The 17,254-nt window shown below is 68.4% G+C and carries 16 protein-coding genes and 1 tRNA gene; 6 read left to right on the top strand and 11 right to left on the bottom strand.

Annotated elements, in window-relative coordinates; genetic code table 11:
- Window positions 1–2: 2 nt before the first annotated feature.
- The 3 genes from ACR4XW_RS04505 to ACR4XW_RS04515 form a co-directional block, all read right to left on the bottom strand.
- Entirely contained in the window at window positions 3–2,246 is a 2,244-nt protein-coding gene (locus ACR4XW_RS04505; protein ID WP_434759307.1) for an AAA family ATPase, read from the bottom strand.
- Window positions 2,243–2,521: a hypothetical protein gene (locus tag ACR4XW_RS04510; RefSeq protein WP_434759308.1), complete on the bottom strand. Its 279-nt coding sequence runs from the start codon at window positions 2,519–2,521 to the stop codon at window positions 2,243–2,245. Before ACR4XW_RS04510 ends, ACR4XW_RS04505 begins: the two co-directional genes overlap by 4 nt.
- Before the next feature lie 156 nt (window positions 2,522–2,677).
- Window positions 2,678–2,863: a helix-turn-helix domain-containing protein gene (locus ACR4XW_RS04515; protein ID WP_434759309.1), complete on the bottom strand. Its 186-nt coding sequence runs from the start codon at window positions 2,861–2,863 to the stop codon at window positions 2,678–2,680.
- A 150-nt stretch (window positions 2,864–3,013) separates the two neighbouring features.
- Here ACR4XW_RS04515 and ACR4XW_RS04520 point away from each other — a divergent pair, with 150 nt between their 5' ends.
- The gene (locus tag ACR4XW_RS04520) at window positions 3,014–3,589 is read left to right on the top strand and encodes a hypothetical protein (RefSeq protein ID WP_434759310.1); all 576 of its coding nucleotides are present in this window, start codon (window positions 3,014–3,016) and stop codon (window positions 3,587–3,589) included.
- Window positions 3,586–4,953: a tyrosine-type recombinase/integrase gene (locus ACR4XW_RS04525; RefSeq protein ID WP_434759311.1), complete on the top strand. Its 1,368-nt coding sequence runs from the start codon at window positions 3,586–3,588 to the stop codon at window positions 4,951–4,953. Before ACR4XW_RS04520 ends, ACR4XW_RS04525 begins: the two co-directional genes overlap by 4 nt.
- Window positions 4,954–5,038: 85 nt before the next feature.
- On the opposite strand, the gene ACR4XW_RS04530 is transcribed toward ACR4XW_RS04525, so the two are convergent.
- Window positions 5,039–5,117: transfer RNA gene (locus ACR4XW_RS04530), tRNA-Gln, on the bottom strand.
- Between the two features lie 84 nt (window positions 5,118–5,201).
- Here ACR4XW_RS04530 and ACR4XW_RS04535 point away from each other — a divergent pair.
- Both ACR4XW_RS04535 and ACR4XW_RS04540 read left to right on the top strand, forming a co-directional pair.
- Entirely contained in the window at window positions 5,202–5,852 is a 651-nt protein-coding gene (locus tag ACR4XW_RS04535) for a TetR/AcrR family transcriptional regulator (RefSeq protein WP_434759312.1), read from the top strand.
- Between the two features lie 10 nt (window positions 5,853–5,862).
- Entirely contained in the window at window positions 5,863–6,363 is a 501-nt protein-coding gene (locus tag ACR4XW_RS04540; RefSeq protein ID WP_434759313.1) for a MarR family winged helix-turn-helix transcriptional regulator, read from the top strand.
- Between the two features lie 11 nt (window positions 6,364–6,374).
- On the opposite strand, the gene ACR4XW_RS04545 is transcribed toward ACR4XW_RS04540, so the two are convergent.
- The 5 genes from ACR4XW_RS04545 to rsmI all read right to left on the bottom strand — a co-directional run bounded on the left by ACR4XW_RS04545 (window position 6,375) and on the right by rsmI (window position 11,194).
- Window positions 6,375–7,289, bottom strand: a complete 915-nt coding sequence (locus tag ACR4XW_RS04545) for a 4-(cytidine 5'-diphospho)-2-C-methyl-D-erythritol kinase (protein ID WP_434759314.1) — start codon at window positions 7,287–7,289, stop codon at window positions 6,375–6,377.
- A gap of 11 nt (window positions 7,290–7,300) precedes the next feature.
- Window positions 7,301–8,194, bottom strand: a complete 894-nt coding sequence (rsmA, locus tag ACR4XW_RS04550; RefSeq protein ID WP_434759407.1) for a 16S rRNA (adenine(1518)-N(6)/adenine(1519)-N(6))-dimethyltransferase RsmA — start codon at window positions 8,192–8,194, stop codon at window positions 7,301–7,303.
- Window positions 8,191–9,375: a resuscitation-promoting factor gene (locus tag ACR4XW_RS04555; protein ID WP_434759315.1), complete on the bottom strand. Its 1,185-nt coding sequence runs from the start codon at window positions 9,373–9,375 to the stop codon at window positions 8,191–8,193. Before ACR4XW_RS04555 ends, rsmA begins: the two co-directional genes overlap by 4 nt.
- 98 nt (window positions 9,376–9,473) lie before the next feature.
- On the bottom strand, window positions 9,474–10,346 hold the full coding sequence (locus ACR4XW_RS04560) for a TatD family hydrolase (RefSeq protein ID WP_434759316.1): 873 nt from the start codon (window positions 10,344–10,346) through the stop codon (window positions 9,474–9,476).
- Window positions 10,347–10,363: 17 nt separating this feature from the next.
- Entirely contained in the window at window positions 10,364–11,194 is an 831-nt protein-coding gene (rsmI, locus tag ACR4XW_RS04565) for a 16S rRNA (cytidine(1402)-2'-O)-methyltransferase (RefSeq protein ID WP_434759317.1), read from the bottom strand.
- A 189-nt stretch (window positions 11,195–11,383) separates the two neighbouring features.
- On the opposite strand from rsmI, the gene ACR4XW_RS04570 reads away from it, so the two are divergent.
- Together ACR4XW_RS04570 and ACR4XW_RS04575 are read left to right on the top strand one after the other, a co-directional pair.
- Entirely contained in the window at window positions 11,384–12,901 is a 1,518-nt protein-coding gene (locus ACR4XW_RS04570) for a dolichyl-phosphate-mannose--protein mannosyltransferase (protein ID WP_434759408.1), read from the top strand.
- A gap of 68 nt (window positions 12,902–12,969) precedes the next feature.
- Window positions 12,970–14,637 (top strand): ABC transporter family substrate-binding protein, encoded by a 1,668-nt coding sequence (locus ACR4XW_RS04575; RefSeq protein WP_434759318.1) that lies wholly within the window; start codon window positions 12,970–12,972, stop codon window positions 14,635–14,637.
- 4 nt (window positions 14,638–14,641) lie between these two features.
- On the opposite strand, the gene ACR4XW_RS04580 is transcribed toward ACR4XW_RS04575, so the two are convergent.
- Both ACR4XW_RS04580 and ACR4XW_RS04585 read right to left on the bottom strand, forming a co-directional pair.
- On the bottom strand, window positions 14,642–15,799 hold the full coding sequence (locus ACR4XW_RS04580) for an NAD(P)/FAD-dependent oxidoreductase (RefSeq protein WP_434759319.1): 1,158 nt from the start codon (window positions 15,797–15,799) through the stop codon (window positions 14,642–14,644).
- An 11-nt stretch (window positions 15,800–15,810) separates the two neighbouring features.
- Entirely contained in the window at window positions 15,811–17,055 is a 1,245-nt protein-coding gene (locus ACR4XW_RS04585) for an APC family permease (RefSeq protein WP_434759320.1), read from the bottom strand.
- Between the last annotated feature and the right edge of the window lie 199 nt (window positions 17,056–17,254).

Genomic DNA, 17,254 nt, shown 5'->3' on the forward strand with positions numbered 1-17,254 from the left:
CATCACTTCACGCCCCATCGAGCGGGCCGATTTAGGCCCTTGTCTCCCGCATCGACCAGCACCAGCCGCCCGGCCTTCACCTCGGCGTTGAGGCGTCGGCGTGCTTTCTCCCGTTGGGCCGCGCTGGGCCGGTCGGTGTCGAACAGTGCCCGGGCCACCTCCACCGCGGTCACCCCATCGGCACCGGCGCGGGCCAGGCCGATCAGGTCGACTTCGTCGAAGATGAACGACCGACCTCCGTGGTGATCGTGGATCACGTCAAGCGGGCCAACCTCGGCGGCGGGTTGTTTCAGGTGGTGCAGCTTCACCACCGGGTCACCGGGCTTACCGGCCAGCAGCACCACCGACCCCGCCCCTGCCGTGATCCAGGTGGACCCGTACACGTTGTCAAGGGTCGTCGCGGTGCTTCCGCCGCTGGTGACCTTGCGGTTGTGGTGCAACTCCAGCACCTGCACCCCGGCCACCAGCGCTTTCTGTCGAGCACGGTTCCAGGCGGTGCCGCCCTCGTCCTCCAGCACACTGCCGATGTCCTTCAGCGAGTCGACCACCACCGAGTCGGCCCCGGCGTCACCGCACATTCGGGCCAGCTGGTCGGGGTCGTCGGTGAAGTTCACCGGTGGTGGCCCCTCCCAGAACACCAACCGGTCATCCAACACGCTCCGGTGTGCTTCGGTGACCATCCGGCGCATGGACCGCAATGCCTGACGGGGCCGGTCCATCGCCAGGTACAGCACCCGGCCCGCACCCGGCACCACTGGCAAGTTCAACAGTTCGGCGAACTCGGGCAGGCCGCAGCGGCCCAAGGCCCACTGTTGGGCCAAGGTGGTCTTGCCGATCCCGGCTGAACCGACCAGCACCAGGGATTCACCTTCGGCCATGAGCACCCGATCACCGGCACCCCACACCGGCACCGGGTCATCGGGGGTGTCGAGGATCAGCGACCCGCCAGGCCGCAGCAACCCCGCCATGTTCACGTCCCGGTCCCCGGTGGCTTCGGCCTGCTCAGCGGCCAACAGCTCGCGGGCTTCACGGTCAGCGCGTAGCCAGTGCAACCGGCGTTGAACCTCGTAGGCGTGCAGATCCTCCGCGGCCGCGTCCGTCGTCGTGATCTGGCCGCCCAGGGCGTCCTGCTCGGTCACCTTGCCGCGGTCCTCCGGTCGAGTGAAGTCGATCTCAATGCCCGCCAGGTCATCGGCGGGCAGCTCCAGCGGCCCCGCACGGCGGGCGCGCTGGTACTGGCTGCGCCACTTGGCCGCCACGTCGCGCGCAGTCCAGCTGGTGTCGGTGGGCGCGTGCTCGGTGAAGATCCGTTCCGCCTCGGCCATGTCCAGACCGGACCAGTCGGCCAGGGCCAGCCGGGCCAGCCGGTAGGCGGCATCGGCACTCAGCCGCTCCCAGCCCCGTTCACGGTCGTCGCGCTGCTCCGGACCCCAGCCACGGGCATCGGTCAGGTCAGCGACGATGCCCGCAGCAGTCCGCTCGGCGTACGAGTGGCCCCGGTCCGCGGTGACCGCCGCAGGCGCTCGGAGTCCCGCTGCGGGTGCGGTGGGCGGAACCGCCCCGGTGCTCAGTTCGACGCCCAGCACCTCGGCCAGCTCGTCGGGTGCCCAGCTGCGCACTGAAGGATGGTCGGGACACACCAGCCACCGGACGGGGCGGGGGTTGCTCGGGTCCTTGTAGTTCCACGTCCCGGGCACCCGGAGTACGTCGTTGTCCTTGTGCTTCGACATGTCGGCCGCGTCGCCACCGACGAAGCGCCCCACGTCACGGCACAACCGCTGGTGCTGCTCGGGGGTGACCTCACGGTCAAGGCGGACGTAGGCGTGTCCACGCGGGCGGCCATCCTCGGCCAGCGAACCGGACGCCACCACCATCGCCCCCAGCAGCTCCACCTGCTCCAGGTCGAGCGGGCCGTCAATGTCGGCGTGGACGTGGCGGCGCGTGAGCGCCACCGAACCGGCTCGGCTGGATCGGTAAGGGTGCGGGTAGGGGGTGACGAAAACATCACTCCCGGCGTCGGCCTCGGCAACCAAGCTGACCGGCAGCGACGACAACAGGTCTTCGTGATCGCGACCCCGCAGGCACTCCTTACCGGCAACGATGGGCCGTAGGTCCCACCAGGTGCCGCCAGGCTCCAGCAGGCTGACACGGACGGCTCCCGTGGGGATCATCTCCCGTAGCCAGCACTCAGCATCGGCGTGCCGCTCGGCCAGTTGGTCTTGCGTGGCGGGCAGGGTGTCGATCACGATGCCGCCCGGTCGAGCACCATGGCGTCCACGCGGGCGCGCAGCGCCTTCGCGCGCCGCTTCCGCTCGGTGGCGTAGTTCACCAAGGGGATGGGCGGGGACGGCGGTGCGGGACGTTCGCGGGCCGGGTCCAGGGAGCTGCCGCGATACTCGCTGTACCGCTTCCACCAGCGCACACCGCCGCCGGGGTAGTTCTCGCCGTATGCCGTCCACACGTCCCGGGGCACCCAATCAGGGCACGCGGGGCCGGTGTGATCGGGCTGTAAAGTGTTCATCGGATTCCCTTTCATCGCTAGGGCATCTCGTTCCCCTCCGGAACGAGGCAGGGCCGGGCCACCTTTTGAGGTGCCCGGCCCTTCTGCCAGTCGGCGGCCTTGCATTCAGTTGTGGACACCCGGCGGACGGGGACGCTCACCCGCCCACCGGGTGGCTTAGCGGGCGTTGCCTGCGATGAACTCGGCCAACGCCGACTCGGGCACGCGCAACAGCTTCTGGCCGACTCGGATAGCTCGCAGGTCCCCGGCTTCGATCAGGCGATAGACCGTGTTCCGGTCACAGTTCAGGTGCTGCGCCACGTCGGCCACCTTCAAAACGGGCTCCACAGTTGCTGTACTCAAGGCCTCTCCTCCTCCCAGCACCGTCCGAGATTCCTTCGGACGGGTTGACCTCTTTGTGTCTCTGCCGATACCCATTCTAAGCTTTTGCTTCTTATAAAACAGGGGTATTCTTGTATAGATAGATCAACTTGATTACAGAAGAGAAGAGGGATGGGGATGGATTACCGGGCGTGGAGTACGTCGGTTTACATGCGCCAGGTGCACATCTGGACCAAGGACGGGGAGCGGGTGCCTGCCGGATACTCCGAGCCGGTGGCCGTGGTCTTCGATCCGAGGGGATGGGCGTGGCACGTGACCATGGACGGCGACCGCATCACGACGTTGACTGTCGAGAGCGTCGGCACAGCGGAGGTCGATCAGTCGGCCACCAGGACGGTCCCGCTTCAGCACCTGCGCGAGGTTGCCCGCGAGGTGCTGCAAGGCCTGGACGATGACATAGACGACGGTGCCCCCATCCCCGAGGCGCTGGAAGCAGCAGCCACCCCGCGGGGATTCGTCCGGGTCAAGAACGCGCCACCGTCGCCCCAGTTGTTCGCTCACTACTGGCAGAACAGCCCGGAGTTTGTATGGGTGGACGAGAGGAAGCGCGGGCGTAGGTGGCGCGCAGCTAAGGACTGGGGCGTGACCGAGTACGCCGTTGATAAGTGGCTACGTGAGGCGCGAGACCTCGGACTGATCCCACCATCACAACGAACAATCAACCACCAGCAGGAGGAACAGAAGTGACCACCACCAGGACGGGCAGCAGGATCAAGCTGCCGAGCGATGCGCTGCGCCGGTGCGCATCGTGTCTAGTCGAGCGGGGCAACCGAACCCGCGACTGGCACCGCATTGCCGACCGCGACGGCCAGACCATCGGGTGGACGTGCCCGGCCTGCCCCACCACGGCCGAGCCGATCCGCCGCGAGGCTAACGGCGACCGCGTGCGCTGGCTGGCCGTCGTGGACGTGACCCCGGCGGGGGCCGCTAAGCGCAAGCAAGCCAAGCGCCGCTTTGACCAGCTGGACGACGCGCGGGCATGGGTCGCTGAGATCCGCTCCGGCGTGACCGATGCCGTGAAGCGTGGGCGCAGCTACCGGGACCGCAGTCGGATGACGGTGCAGGACATGGCCGACCAGTGGCTTGACCGCAGGGCTGAGGAGATCGGCACCCCGGGAGGTATCCGTGAGGTCACCCTGAACGGCTACCGGTCGGCGCTGCACAGTCTTCTCGCTCACCTCGGTGCCCGGGTGGCCCGGGACGTCTCAACCGATGACGTGGAGTCGGCATTGCGGGTACTGGCTACCACCGGCGGCCGGGGTGGCCGGAGTCTCTCGCACCGCACTGTCACCTACGCGCTGATCTCGCTGCGCCAGGTGTTCAACTACGGCATCCGCCAAGGCTGGTTGCAGACCAACGCGGCAGCCTTGGCCAAGGCACCCCGCCGCCACGGTCAGCAGGACGGGGGCAGCCGTCGGGCTCAGCGCTGGACGGTCGCGCAGTTGCAGGCATTCCGGGCTTATCTGGACACCTACAGCGACGGCCCCGTGTTTGCGGCGGAACCGTGGATCGAGGTGGGCATGCGCCTTACCCTTAGCGGACTGCGCCGCAGTGAAGTGCTCGGACTGGACTGGACGAACGTGGACCGTGACGCCGGAACCGTCACGGTTGCTGCCAGCAGGGTCAAGACCGGCAAGGGCAACGCCACGGCCCTCGGTGAGGAAAAGACCGTCAACTCACGTCGGATCGTCCACACCGAGCAACTGCACTCCGGCACTGTCCGGGCGTTGCGGGCGCTTTGGCTGGCCCAGGGTCGGCCGGAATCCGGTCTGGTGATCCGGAACGCCGTGGGCGAGCCGGTGCACCCCGATGCCTACAGTCGACGATTCAAGACGCTGTGCGCGGAAGCATCGGTGCCCTACCCGGGGTCGATCCACAACGTCCGGCACACCATCGCCACGGCCCTGCTGGAAGCTGGCATGCCGGACAACCAGGGCGCGGCCCTACTCGGTCACGACGTACAGACCTACCGGACGTTCTACGTCCTCAGCGACGACGATGCCGCCGCCAGCGCAGCCAAGGCAGCAGGGCAAGTTTTCGGCGCTCTGTGACCACCCATTGTGACCAACAAGAGCTAATGCCGGTCCCTCCCGGAACGGGGGACCGGCATTAGCCGTTGTCAGACCTATGTCTGCGCTCCCCGGGTAGGAGTCGAACCTACGTCGCTTATCCTGATTCAAAGTCAGGCGGGCCCTGCCGACAGACCAACCGGGGATCGGGGCGGCGAACGCCCCACCGAGAAAGCTTATCGCGAACCGGCCGCGGACTCGACTCGATCACCATCGGGCACACTGAACCCATGGCCAGCGAGAAAAGTCGACGCACCCGGATGTCGGGGGCACAACGCCGCGAACAGTTGATCACCGTGGGCCGTCGGGTCTTCGCCGAGCGGGGTTTCGAGGGTGCCACCGTCGAAGAGATCGCCGCGGCCGCGAAGGTCAGCAAACCGGTGGTCTACGAGCACTTCGGTGGCAAGGAGGGTCTCTACGCGGTGATCGTCGACCGCGAGGTGCGCACCCTCCTGGAGTCGATCCGCGCGGCCCTGACCCGGCGCACCACGATGCGCGGGTTGGTGCAGGCCGGCACCCTGGCGATGCTGGACTACGTGGCCACGACTCCGGACGGGTTCGCGATTCTGGCCCGCGACACCGCCCCGGGCACCACCGGCACCTCGCTGACCACGATCCTGGGTGACGTCGCCTCCCGCGTCGAAGACCTGCTGGTCGCGGCCTTCAAGAAACACAAGTACGACCCCAAGCTGGCCCGGATGTACTCCCAGATGCTGGTCGGCATGGTGGCCTACACCGCCCAGTGGTGGCTCGGTGAGAAACAGCCGAAGCAGGACGAGGTGGCCGCGCAGTTGGTGAACCTGGCCTGGAACGGGCTGAGCCATCTGGAACACGATCCCGGGCTGCTGCCCCCGGAAAACGACAATCTGACGGCTCGATAAGATGCCGCCCATGACTTCGAGTGCGCACACGGACGAGGTTGACGCGCTCGTTGCCGATTGGGCGCGGGAACGCCCCGACCTCGACACCACCCCGCTGCTGGTGTTCAGCCGGATCACCCGCATCGCGGTACTGCTCGACCGGGCCCGGCAGTCGTCCTTCGCCGATCACGGGCTGAGCGGCTGGGAGTTCGACGTACTGGCCGCCCTGCGCCGCAGCGGCGCCCCCTACCGGCTCACCCCGGGTCAGTTGCTGCGCGAGACCATGGTCACCAGCGGCACGATGACCACCCGGGTCGACCGGCTCACCGAACGTGGTCTGGTGGAACGGTTGCCCGACCCGTCCGACCGCCGCGGCGTGCTGGTGGCGATGACCGACAAGGGCCGGCAGGTGGTGGACGGTGCCCTGGGCGAGTTGTTGGCCGTCGAGGACGAGATGCTCGCCGATCTGAGCCCTGAGGACCGGCAACACCTGGCCGACCTGCTGCGTCGGCTCGGTACGGCCTTCGACTGAGACCCGGGCGCTCAGCTCAGCGGTCTGGCCCCGGAGACCGGGCCGGCCACCCTGCGCACCGAACGTCCGGTGGCCGCGAGCCGGTTCGAGATGTCGATCGCATCGCTCTCGTCGCGGGCCAGGAAGGCGCAGGTGGGTCCCGAGCCGCTGACCAGGCCGGCCAGGGCCCCGGCCTCCCGTCCGGCTTCGAGGGTGTCGGCCAGGGCCGGATGCAGGTCCACCGCGGCCCGGGCGAGGTCGTTGACCAGCAACGGGGCCAGCGCCGCGGCGTCCCCAGCGGCCAGGGCGCGCAGCAACTCCGGGTTGATGTCGACCAGTTCGTGGCGGCCACCGTTGCGTTCGTGCAGTTCGTCGAAGCGCCGGTAAACCCCGGGGGTGGACAGGCCGGTGTCGTCGAAGACCAGCACCCACCACAGGGTGCCGCGCACCAGCAGCGGCACCAGTTGGTCGCCGCGTCCGGTACCGATCGCCACCCCGCCCAGCAGGCTGAAGGGCACGTCGCTGCCCAACTCGGCGGCCAGGTCGGAGAGTTCCTCCCCGGTCAGGTCGAGCCCCCACAACCGGGCGCAGGCCACCAGTGCTCCGGCTGCGTCGGCGGAACCACCGGCCATGCCGCCGGCGACCGGGATCGTCTTGCGCACCGTCAACAAGCATCCCTCGCCGACCTGGTAGCGCTCCTGCAGCAGTCGGGCGGCACGCACCGCGAGGTTGTCGGTGTCGTCCAGCCATTCGGCATGGGGGGTGTGCACCCGAATCTCGGTGCCGAGCACCGGGGTGGCGGTGATCTCGTCGTAGAGCGAGACCGCTTGGAAGACCGTGTTGAGTTGGTGGTAGCCGTTGGCGTCCAACGGGCCCACGTGCAGGGCAACGTTCAGTTTGGCCGGAACTCGTACCCGGATTGCTTCCCCGTTGCCATCTGTCTCCACAGAAAGGAAGGCTAGGCCAGCGACTCGTGGCCCCCGGACCCGCCCCCGCCGGGGAGGTGTTCGGCGATGCGGGCGAAGTCGGCGACGGTGAGTGATTCACCCCGGCTCTGCGGGTCTATTCCGGCCGCGGTGAGGGCTTCGACCGCCGCTGCCGAGGAACCGGCGAGACCGGAAAGGGCCGACCGCAACATCTTGCGGCGTTGGGCGAAGGCTGCGTCGATCACGGTGAAGACTCGGGCCCGGGTGGCGGTGGTGGCCGGCGGTTCCTGTTTGCGCAACCGCACCAGGCCGGAGTCGACCCGGGGTACCGGCCAGAACACATTCGGGCCGACCTGACCCGATCGGGTCGCCTCGGCGTACCAGGCGGTTTTCACCGAGGGCACACCGTAGGTGCGCGAACCCGGGCCGGCAACCAGCCGATCGGCGACCTCCGATTGCACCATCACCAGGCCGGTGCGCCAGGTGTCGACGATCGAGAACAGGTGCAACAGCACCGGCACGGCCACGTTGTAGGGCAGGTTCGCCACGATCGCGGTGGGGGCGGGATCGGGGATCCGGTCGACCCGCAGCGCATCTGCCTCGACCACGGTGAGTCGGTCTTCGGCGCCGGGCATGCGTTCGGCCACGGTGCGTGGCAGTCGCCGGGCCAGGGCCGGTTCGATCTCGACACAGGTGACGTGGGCGGCGGCCTCCAGCAGCCCCAGGGTGAGCGACCCCAGGCCGGGGCCGATCTCCAGCACCACGTCCTGAGGTGTCAGCGCGGCCAAGCCGACCAGCCGGCGCACCGTGTTGGCGTCGGTGACGAAGTTCTGGCCGCGCTGTTTGGTGGGACGCAGATCCAGTTCGGCGGCGAGTCGCCGGACCGTGCTGGGGTCCAGCAGTCCGCCGCCGGCCGAACCGGTCAGCGGATCCCGAGCTTGCGGGTGCAAGCCGGCCACGCGCCCCAGCCCTGCTTGGACTTCAGGATCTCGGCGCGGCGAATCTGCTCTTCACGGGAGTGCTGGTGCGGCAGACCGGAACCACCCACCGCGCGCCACGAGGAGGCGCTGAACTGCAGGCCGCCGTAGTAGCCGTTGCCGGTGTTGATCGACCAGTTACCACCCGATTCGCACTGCGCCAGGCGATCCCAGACCGAGCCGCTGGAGACCGGGGGTGCGTCGCTGCCGCCGCCGGAACCGGAATCGGACGAGCCGGAGTCGGACGAACCACCGGAGCGGGAGGTCGACTTCTTCTTGGGAGCCGGGGGCGGCGCGGGCTTGCGGGTGCCGACCCGGACGACCTTGGTCACCGGTTCGGTGGTGACGGCGTCCTTGGCGACGCTGCGGGCGTAGAGCTTGCCGTCGTGCTTGACGACCTTGTAGGTGATGGTCCGCTCACCGCTCTTGCCGGCCTGCTCCACCTTGGTGGTGCCCCGATCGAGACCGGAGTCCTTCTTCTCGATGGTCTTGAAGGCAACCTTCTCGGTCTTCTTCTCGGTGAGGTTGTCGACCTTGATCACCTTGATGGTGGCGCCGTCGGCCAGTGCGGTGACGGTGCTGGGCTGGACGATGTCGTCGGCGTCGACCTTCAGACTGAGGTCGGTGATCGCCGCACCGACGGTGGTGGCGGTGGTCTCCTTCTGCTGGGGCTTGCCGCCCACGATCACAGTGATCGTCTTGGCGGTGTCCACGGTCAGCTCGAAGCCTTCCCGGCCCACCGCGCGGGAGCGGGAGGCGGACATGTCCGCGCCGGCGGACTTGATCTTCAGGATGTCGAGCACCTCGCCCACCGAGGTGCCGGTGGTCCAGTGCGTCGCGGTACGCCCGTCCAGGGTGATGGTCACCGGCCGGCCGTAGCGCACCGAGATGCGGGTGCCGTCGTTCAGCGGGGTGTCGAGGGCGGGGGCGACCTGGTCGTGCTCCCCGGGTTCGATGCCCTGTTCGGCCAACAGGGAGCCGACCGAGCGCGACATGGTGTTGACCTGCTGGGGTTGACCGTCGATGGTCAGGGTGACGGTCTTGTCCAGAGCTTGGTAGACACCGATGGTGCCGCCGACGGCCAAGGCCGTCACGGTGGCGACAATCGCGGTGATGATCTTCCGACGCACAGTCCGGCTCCCGAAGTGTTGGTTGGATCGGTCACGGAATGGTAACGCCCGAAAGTTACCGAAACCAAATCCTTCCTCACCGCCTTCTCAGCGGGTTCTCAGTCCGGGTTCGCCGACCACTGTCCGCCGTAGGCGGCGAAGGCGTTCTCGGTGAGCGCGGCGGCCACCTGCTCGAGGGGTTCCCCGCGTTGTTCGGCGAGGTATTCGACGGTGTGCGGAATCAGCACCGGGGCATTCGGCCAGCCGCGGTGCGGCACCGGGGTGAGGAAGGGGGCGTCGGTTTCCACCAACAGCCGATCCAGCGGGACGATCTTCAGGGCTTCGCGCAGTTCATGATTGGCCTTGTAGGTGACCGTGCCAGGGAAGGACAGCCAAGCTCCCCGATCCAGACACTGTTCGGCGAAGGCGGCGTCGCCGCTGAAGCAGTGCATGATCACCCGGTCGGGCACCGTGGCCTCGTCCAGCACCGCGAGCAGGTCGTCGTGGGAGTCGCGGTTGTGGATCACCAGGGTGCGGCCGAAGCGGTGCGCCAACTCGATGTGGGCGGCGAAGGATTCCTGCTGGGCGGCCTGCAGGGTCGGGTCGGTGGTGCGGTAGTAGTCCAGGCCGGTCTCCCCCACCCCGCGCAGCACCTCGTCATTGTTCGGGTCGGCGAGCAGGGCCTCGATCGCGGCCAGGCCATCCCGCAGCGCCTCGGCGGAGCGGGCTGCGGTACGGGCGGCTTCGTTGGGGTGCAGGGCGACGGTGGCGATCACGCCCGGGTGGCGGTGGGCCAGTTCCACCGCCCAACGCGACCCGTCCACATCACAGCCGATCTGGGCCAGCCGGGTGACGCCCACGGCGGCCGCGGCACTGATCGCCTCGTCCGGGGTGCATCCAGTGTAGGCCTCGACGGTGTCGAGGTGGGTGTGCGAATCCACCACCTCGACCGGCAGGGCGGCGGGCAGTTCGGTGGGCAGAGTGTCCTTCACCCCTGCCACGGTAGTGGCTACAGCGAATCGCGGTAGAGGGTGTTGCGGGCGATGCCGGTGGCGGCCGACACCTCGGCGACGGCTTCCTTCAACCGGGCACCCTCGGCGACCAGGGCGCGCACCTGGGCAACGGCGACCTCCCGGTCGACGGTGACCGCGGCGGCCCCGGCGATCACCACGGTGATCTCCCCGCGGACCCCGTCGTCGGCCCACTGGCGCAGTTCGGCCAACGATCCGCGGCGAACTTCCTCGTAGGTCTTGGTGAGTTCGCGGCAGACGGCCGCGAGCCGGTCGGCACCGAGGGCACCGGCGGCATCGTCCAGAAAATCGGCCAGCCGGTGCGGCGCCTCGAAGAAGACCATGGTGCGTTCCTCGGTGCTCAACGCGGCCAGGCGGCGGCGCCGCTCCCCTCCCTTGCGCGGCAGGAAGCCCTCGAAACAGAACCGATCCACCGGCAGCCCCGATACCGCCAGGGCGGTCAACACCGCCGACGGCCCGGGCACCGCGGTCACCCGCGTCCCCTGTTCGATGGCGGCGCGCACCAGCCGGTAGCCGGGGTCGGACACCGAGGGCATCCCAGCGTCGGTGATCACCAGCACCCGCGCGCCGGCGGCCAGATCGGCAGCCAGTGCTTCGGTGCGGGCCGCCTCGTTGCCTTCGAAATAGGACACCACCCGGGCGTCGAGTTCCACGCCGAGGCGTTGCACCAGCCGGTGCAGCCGCCGGGTGTCCTCGGCCGCGATCACATCGGCGTCGGCCAATTCGCGGGCCAGCGCGGGGGTGGCATCGGCCACGTCACCGATCGGGGTGCCCGCCAGCACCAGCACTCCGTCATTCACCCGACCCACGGTAGCCGCCCAGCGCCTACGATGTGCCCCGTGACATCGTCCTCAGCGCCGAACCGGCGATCCCTGTTGTCCCCCGTGACCGGGATGCTGGGATCGGCGGCGACCCGCTCGATCGCGCGGCATGCCCGTCAACCGCACAGTTATCTGCGCGGGGGCACCGAGGATGCGATCAGCAGGCTGCGCCCGCAATTGCCCCCGGCGCTGACCGGCTGGGTGATCACGATCGCGCTGACCTGGGCGGCCTTCGTGCTGCGCCTGGTGAAGCTGAGCACCCCCAACAAACTGGTGTTCGACGAGACCTACTACGCCAAGGACGCCTGGGCGCTGATCCACTTCGGCTACGAGCGGGCCTGGCCGGAAGGTGCCAACGACCGGATCATCGCCGGCGAGACCGATATCTGGCAGGAAACCGCCGCCTTCGTGGTGCACCCACCGATCGGCAAGTGGCTGATCGGTGCCGGTGAGGCGATGTTCGGGATGGCCCCCTTCGGCTGGCGGTTCATGCCCCTGGTGTTCGGCAGTCTGCTGGTGTTCATGGTGATCCGGTTGACCATCCGACTGTCGCGATCGAACCTGATCGGTGCCCTGGCGGGGGTGCTGATCACCGTGGACGGGCTGTCCTTCGTGATGAGCCGAGTCGCGCTGCTGGACATCTTCCAGGCCTTCTTCCTGCTCGCGGCGGTGGCGGCCCTGGTGGTTGACCGTGACTATGCCCGGGCCAAATTGGCCGACCATTTGGAGGGGCTGGGACGCACCACCCTGGGCCCGCTCCCGGGGCCGGTACGGTGGTGGCGGCCCTGGCGGCTGGTCGCCGGGCTGATGTTCGGGCTGGCGATCGGCACGAAGTGGAACTCGCTGTACGTGCTGGCCGCCTTCGCCGTGCTCAGCCTGGCCTGGGATCACGGCATGCGCCGGATGGCCGGCAGCACCTCGAACCCGATCCTGCGGGTGGTGTTGGACGGGGTGCCGGCCTTCATCCAGACCGTCGTGGTGGCGGTCGGGGTCTACATCGCGTCCTGGTCGGCCTGGTTCGCCACCTCCGGGGGGTGGAAGCGGCAGTGGGCCGCGGAGAACCCCGACAAACCCCTCGCCCGGTGGTTACCCGACCCGATCGCGTCCTGGCTCGAATACCACCGCGAGATCTACGGCTTCCACACCGGCGATTTCATCAACCAGGCCACCCACACCTATTCCGCCCATCCCGCCGGCTGGCTGGTGCTGGCCCGGCCGATCGGCATCGATGCGGTCAACGACATCAAGCCCGGCACCAACGGTTGTCCGGCCGAGGCGGAGAAGTGTCTGTCGGTGGTCACCGGCCTGGGTACCCCGCTGCTGTGGTGGTTGGCCGCCGCCGCCCTGGTGCTGGCCGTGGTGTGGTGGGTCGGGGCCCGCGACTGGCGGTTCGGGATTCCGGTGGTCGGGGTGGCCAGTACCTGGCTGCCGTGGTTCCAGTACACCGACCGTCCGCTGTTCTACTTCTATGCGATCTGTCTGGTGCCGTTCCTGGTGATCGGACTGTCGCTGGTACTCGCCCAGGTGCTCGGCCCACCCGAGCCCGGCCTGCGCCGCCAGGTGGGCGCGATCGCGGTCGGGGTGATCGTCGCGCTGATCGTGTTGAACTTTGCGTTCTTCTATCCCGTTTACACCGATGAGGTGCTTCCGCGGGAGGCCTGGTTGCAACGTATGTGGTTGCGATCCTGGATCTGACACCGACCGCACAGCACCCGTCCACTAGAGTTCGTTCCTGGGTGAACGACTACGGGAGGGGTCAATTCGTGAGGCTTCGACGTTGGCTGGTGCCGGTGCTGATGACGGCATTGGCGCTCACCGCCTGCACCTCCGGGAACGGGGACGATCCGGAGGAACGCACGCCGCTGGTGCACCAGGCGATCAACGCCAAGCCGCGGGAGGAGATGTCCGAGGGTGGCGAGCTGCGGATCGCGGTCGCCTCCCTGCCGCAGACCTTCAACCCCCTGCACACCCGCTCGTCGATTCCGGGCACCCACACCCTGCCGTATCTGCCGAGCTTCTTCTCCTACGACCAGGCCGGGGTCGCCACCCCGAACCCCGACTACGTCGAATCGGCCGAGGCCTCCGGCAGCCCGACCGTGGCCACCATCACGCTGAACCCCAAAGCGGTCTGGGGTGACGGCAGCCCGCTGACCTGGCAGGACATCGCGGCCACCGTGCAGGCCTGCAAGGGCGCCTCGCCGGGCTTCCAGTGCGCCGAGAACCGCTTCGCCGCCGTTGAGAAGGTCGAGCGCGGAGCCAACGACCAGCAGGCGGTGGTGACCTTCACCGGCGTCCAGCCCGAGTGGGAGCACGTCTTTCGCGGGGTGAGCACGCTGCGTGCGTCGAGCGTGTCGTCGGCCGAGCAGTTCAACAACGGCTGGGCCGAGCCGAAGCCCGAATGGCTGTCCGGTCCGTTCACCTTCGACCGTTACGACCGCGAGAACAAGCGGCTCACCTGGGTGCCCAGTGACAAGTGGTGGGGCAAGGCCCCGCTGCTGCAGCGGCTGACCTACAAGCAGATCGCCCCGGACGCGACCGCTGCGGCGTACCTGAACAACGACGTCGACACCTTCATCATCGGCATCGATCCGGACGGCCAGCGCCGCGCCCAGGGTGCCGCCGACGGCGATGTGCGCACCGCAGCCAGCGGCGATACCCGACAGTTGGTGTTCAACACCCGCTCCGGTCCCCTGGCCGATGTGAAGGTACGACAGGCCATCGTGGCCGCCCTCGACCGCGACCAGATCGCCCGCACCGACCTGGAGGGCATCGAGTGGACCCCGCGGGCCCTGAACAGCCACGTCTGGGTCGAGAACCATCCCGACTTCGAGGACGTGGCCGACAAGACCGGCCTGAAGTACGACCCCGACCGGGCCCGCGAGATTCTGGACGAGGCCGGCTGGGTCGGCGGTGAGGACGGCATTCGCGCCAAGGACGGCAACCGGCTCACCCTCACCTTCACCACGATCAAGGGCCTGAAGGCCTCCGAATCGGAGGGACAGCAGATTCAGAAGATGCTGGCCGATGTCGGCATCGAGGTGAAGTTCACCGAGGTGGAACTCAACCAGTACTCCACCGAGGAACTGATGACCTCGGGCAAGTTCCAGATGCTGGCGGTGACCGAAACCGGGCACCCCTCACCACTGCTGTCGATCAGCCGCCGCTACACCCCCGACACCCCGTCCAACTGGTCGGGCTGGACGTCGGAGGAGTTCACCGCGGTGTCCACCGAACTCGCCACCGAGGCCGACCCCGACAAGCGCGTCGAACTGGGCCGCAAGGCCGATGCCCTGCTGTGGGAGGCCGCCCCGGCCGTCCCGCTGTACCAGTTGCCCGAGTCGGTGGCCACCAAACGCAATCTGGCCAACTACGGGGCCTTCGGCCTGGGCACCCCGGTGTGGCCCGAGGTGGGCTTCACCGACGACCGCTGAGGTCTTATTTGGGGCCGGGCAGCCAGGCCCGCAACCGGGCCACGATCGCCTTGGGCGAGCCGCCCCGGGCATGCACCGGGCTCCACGGCAGTTCGGTGTCGGTGCCGTTGAGGTAGCGCCCCAGTTGCAGACCCGCCGCGGTGCCGGTGAGCAGATCCCAGCGGTCGATCCCGCCGAGCACGAAGATGAACGGTGCGAGTACCCCCGCCGGGCCGACCAGCGGCAGCCGGTCGGTCGAGGTGCTGTAGAGCCGCGACCAGCGGCCCAACGCATCCTGGGTGCCGAACCGCTGCCGGCCGAACTCGATGAGTGTGCTGAAGGCGAGTTCGGATTCCCGCGGCACGCTGCCGGGATGGGCCGCACCGCTGACGATGATGGTGCCGGGGTTGAACCCGGGGGTCACGGTGAAGGAGTCCTCCAGGCCGTACCAGAGGTTCTCGATCGGGTGATCGGATTCGAGCTCGACCGCATACTCCCGAATCACCGAGCCGCGCGGCAGGGGTGAGCGGGTCGGGGCCGGGACGCCGTCACCGACCACCACCCGGGAGGCCAGGATCTCCACCTCGTGTTCACCGTGCTGCACCACGAACTCATGGGTCGTGCCCGACACCAGCCGGGCCTCGGTGAGCACTTCGGCCCCGGCCGCGGTGACCGCGTCGACCATGGCGGTGAGGTAGCTGTCGCGTTCGATCAGCAACTGGTCGGGCAGGGTCAGCACCGGACGCACCGGGAAGGGCAGTTCCGATTCGTCGTCGAACTGGGCGGTGATGTCGGCCAACCGCAGGGCTTGGGCCTCCTGGTGCAGCAGCACCGCTTGGTGGCCATCGGCCACCCAGGCGCCGGCGGTCACCGGACGACGCAACACCTCGGAGCCGGGGCCGGCGAGGAAATCGTCGAGCCACAATCGGGCGTCCATCGCGATCTGCAGGTACCCGGTCAGCACATCGTCACCCAACAAGTCGCGGGTCGGGTGCAGGCGGTCGCCCTGAAGCAGGCTGACCTCGGCCCAGCCCCGTCCGGTCAGGTCGGTGGGGCTACAGACCACCACCCGCAGACCCGCTCGGGCGGCCACCAATGCAGTGGTGAGGCACGCAATGTCACCCCCCAGGATGGCCAGATCAACTTCCAAGCGATGCAGGGACTCGGTGTCAGACGTGCTCACGGTCAACAACCCTACGCGGCCGAGCGCAGTCTGATAAGCCGAAACCCCACTCCCACGACGAAAACGCCGACCCCGGCCAGCACCGACTGCCACGGCAGGGTGATCACCAGCAGCGGGCACAGCACCGCGCCGAGCACTTGCAGGGCGCGCGGGTAGCGGCGGTGTTCGCCCCGTTGACGGTGGGCCGAGAGGTTGGCGACGAAGTAATACAGCAGTACCCCGAAGGACGAGAAGCCGATCACGCCCCGCAGGTCGAACAGCGCCACCAGGACGATCACCACCGCCGCGACGGTGAGTTCGGCCCGGTGCGGCACCCGATGAACCGGGTGCACCGCGGCCAGCGGGGCGGGCAGATCGCGGTTGCGGGCCATCGCCAGCCCGGTGCGGCCCAGCCCCCCGAACAGTGCCAGCAGCGCACCCAGAGCGGCCAGGGCGGCGCCGACTCGCACGATCGGGGTGAGCCATCCCGCCCACGGCCCGGCCGACACCGCGTCGACCAGCGGCGCCCGGCTGGTGGCCAGGGCGTCGAGATCCAGCACCGCCAGCAGGGTGAATCCGAGCACGGCATAGATCACCGCGACGATGCCCAGGGCGAGTCCGATCGCCCGGGGGATGGTGCGCTGCGGGTCGCGTACCTCCTCGCCCATCGTCGCGATTCGGGCATAGCCGGCGAAGGCGAAGAAAAGCAGACCGGTCGATTGTACGGTGCCGTAGATGCCACCGGGGCCGTTCGCCCCGACCGGGGGCAGCGCCTCGAAGGCCGACACGTTGCTGAGGACCACCAGCACCAGTACCGCCAGCACCGCGGTGACGATGATGCGGGTGAGCTGCGCGGTACGGGTGATGCCGAAGTAGTTCACCCCGACCAGGACGATCACCGCCGCGATGCCCACCGGACGCTGCCAGGCCGGCGGCACGAGGTAGGCGGCGAAGGTCAGCGCCATCGCGGCCGCGGACGCGGTCTTGCCGATCATGAAACCCCAGCCGGCCAGGAATCCCGGCCAGGGGCCGAGCATCTCGCGGCCGTAGGAGTAGGTACCGCCGGAGGTGGGGAATTGCGCAGCCAACTGTGCCGAGGAGGTGGCATTGCAGTAGGCCACCAGCGCGGCCAGGGCCAAACCGATCAACAGGCCGGTGCCGGCTGCCGCGGCGGCGGGTGCGAAAACCGCGAACACCCCGGCGCCGAGCATCGAACCGACACCGAGCAAGGTGGCATCGACTACACCTAGTCGACGTATTAGGGTGGGCTGCGTCACGGGCGCACCATAACCGCTTCGCGTGAACGCGAGTTTCCCAGAACGCGAGCTCCCACAAGGGGTTCATCAGGGCTCTTCGACCCAGCGAAAAACTCGACCGCGAAACACCCCTCAGGACGGGGATTGCCGACAGGAAAGGGTATAGCCTCGGCATGACCGGCAAACCGTGGTGGTGCGGGCAGAGTCCGGTCGCATTAAG

The sequence above is a fragment of the Pseudenemella bisphenolivorans genome (assembly GCF_051133435.1).
In the GTDB taxonomy this organism is placed as follows: domain Bacteria; phylum Actinomycetota; class Actinomycetes; order Propionibacteriales; family Propionibacteriaceae; genus JAAYAO01.

Bases quoted from the DNA above. Each gene is read 5' to 3' on its own strand.
- ACR4XW_RS04520 (WP_434759310.1), top strand. From the start codon at position 3,014: ATGGGGATGGATTACCGGGCGTGGAGTACGTCGGTTTACATGCGCCAG.
- ACR4XW_RS04540 (WP_434759313.1), top strand. From the start codon at position 5,863: ATGACTTCGAGTGCGCACACGGACGAGGTTGACGCGCTCGTTGCCGAT.
- ACR4XW_RS04535 (WP_434759312.1), top strand. From the start codon at position 5,202: ATGGCCAGCGAGAAAAGTCGACGCACCCGGATGTCGGGGGCACAACGC.
- ACR4XW_RS04510 (WP_434759308.1), bottom strand. From the start codon at position 2,521: ATGAACACTTTACAGCCCGATCACACCGGCCCCGCGTGCCCTGATTGG.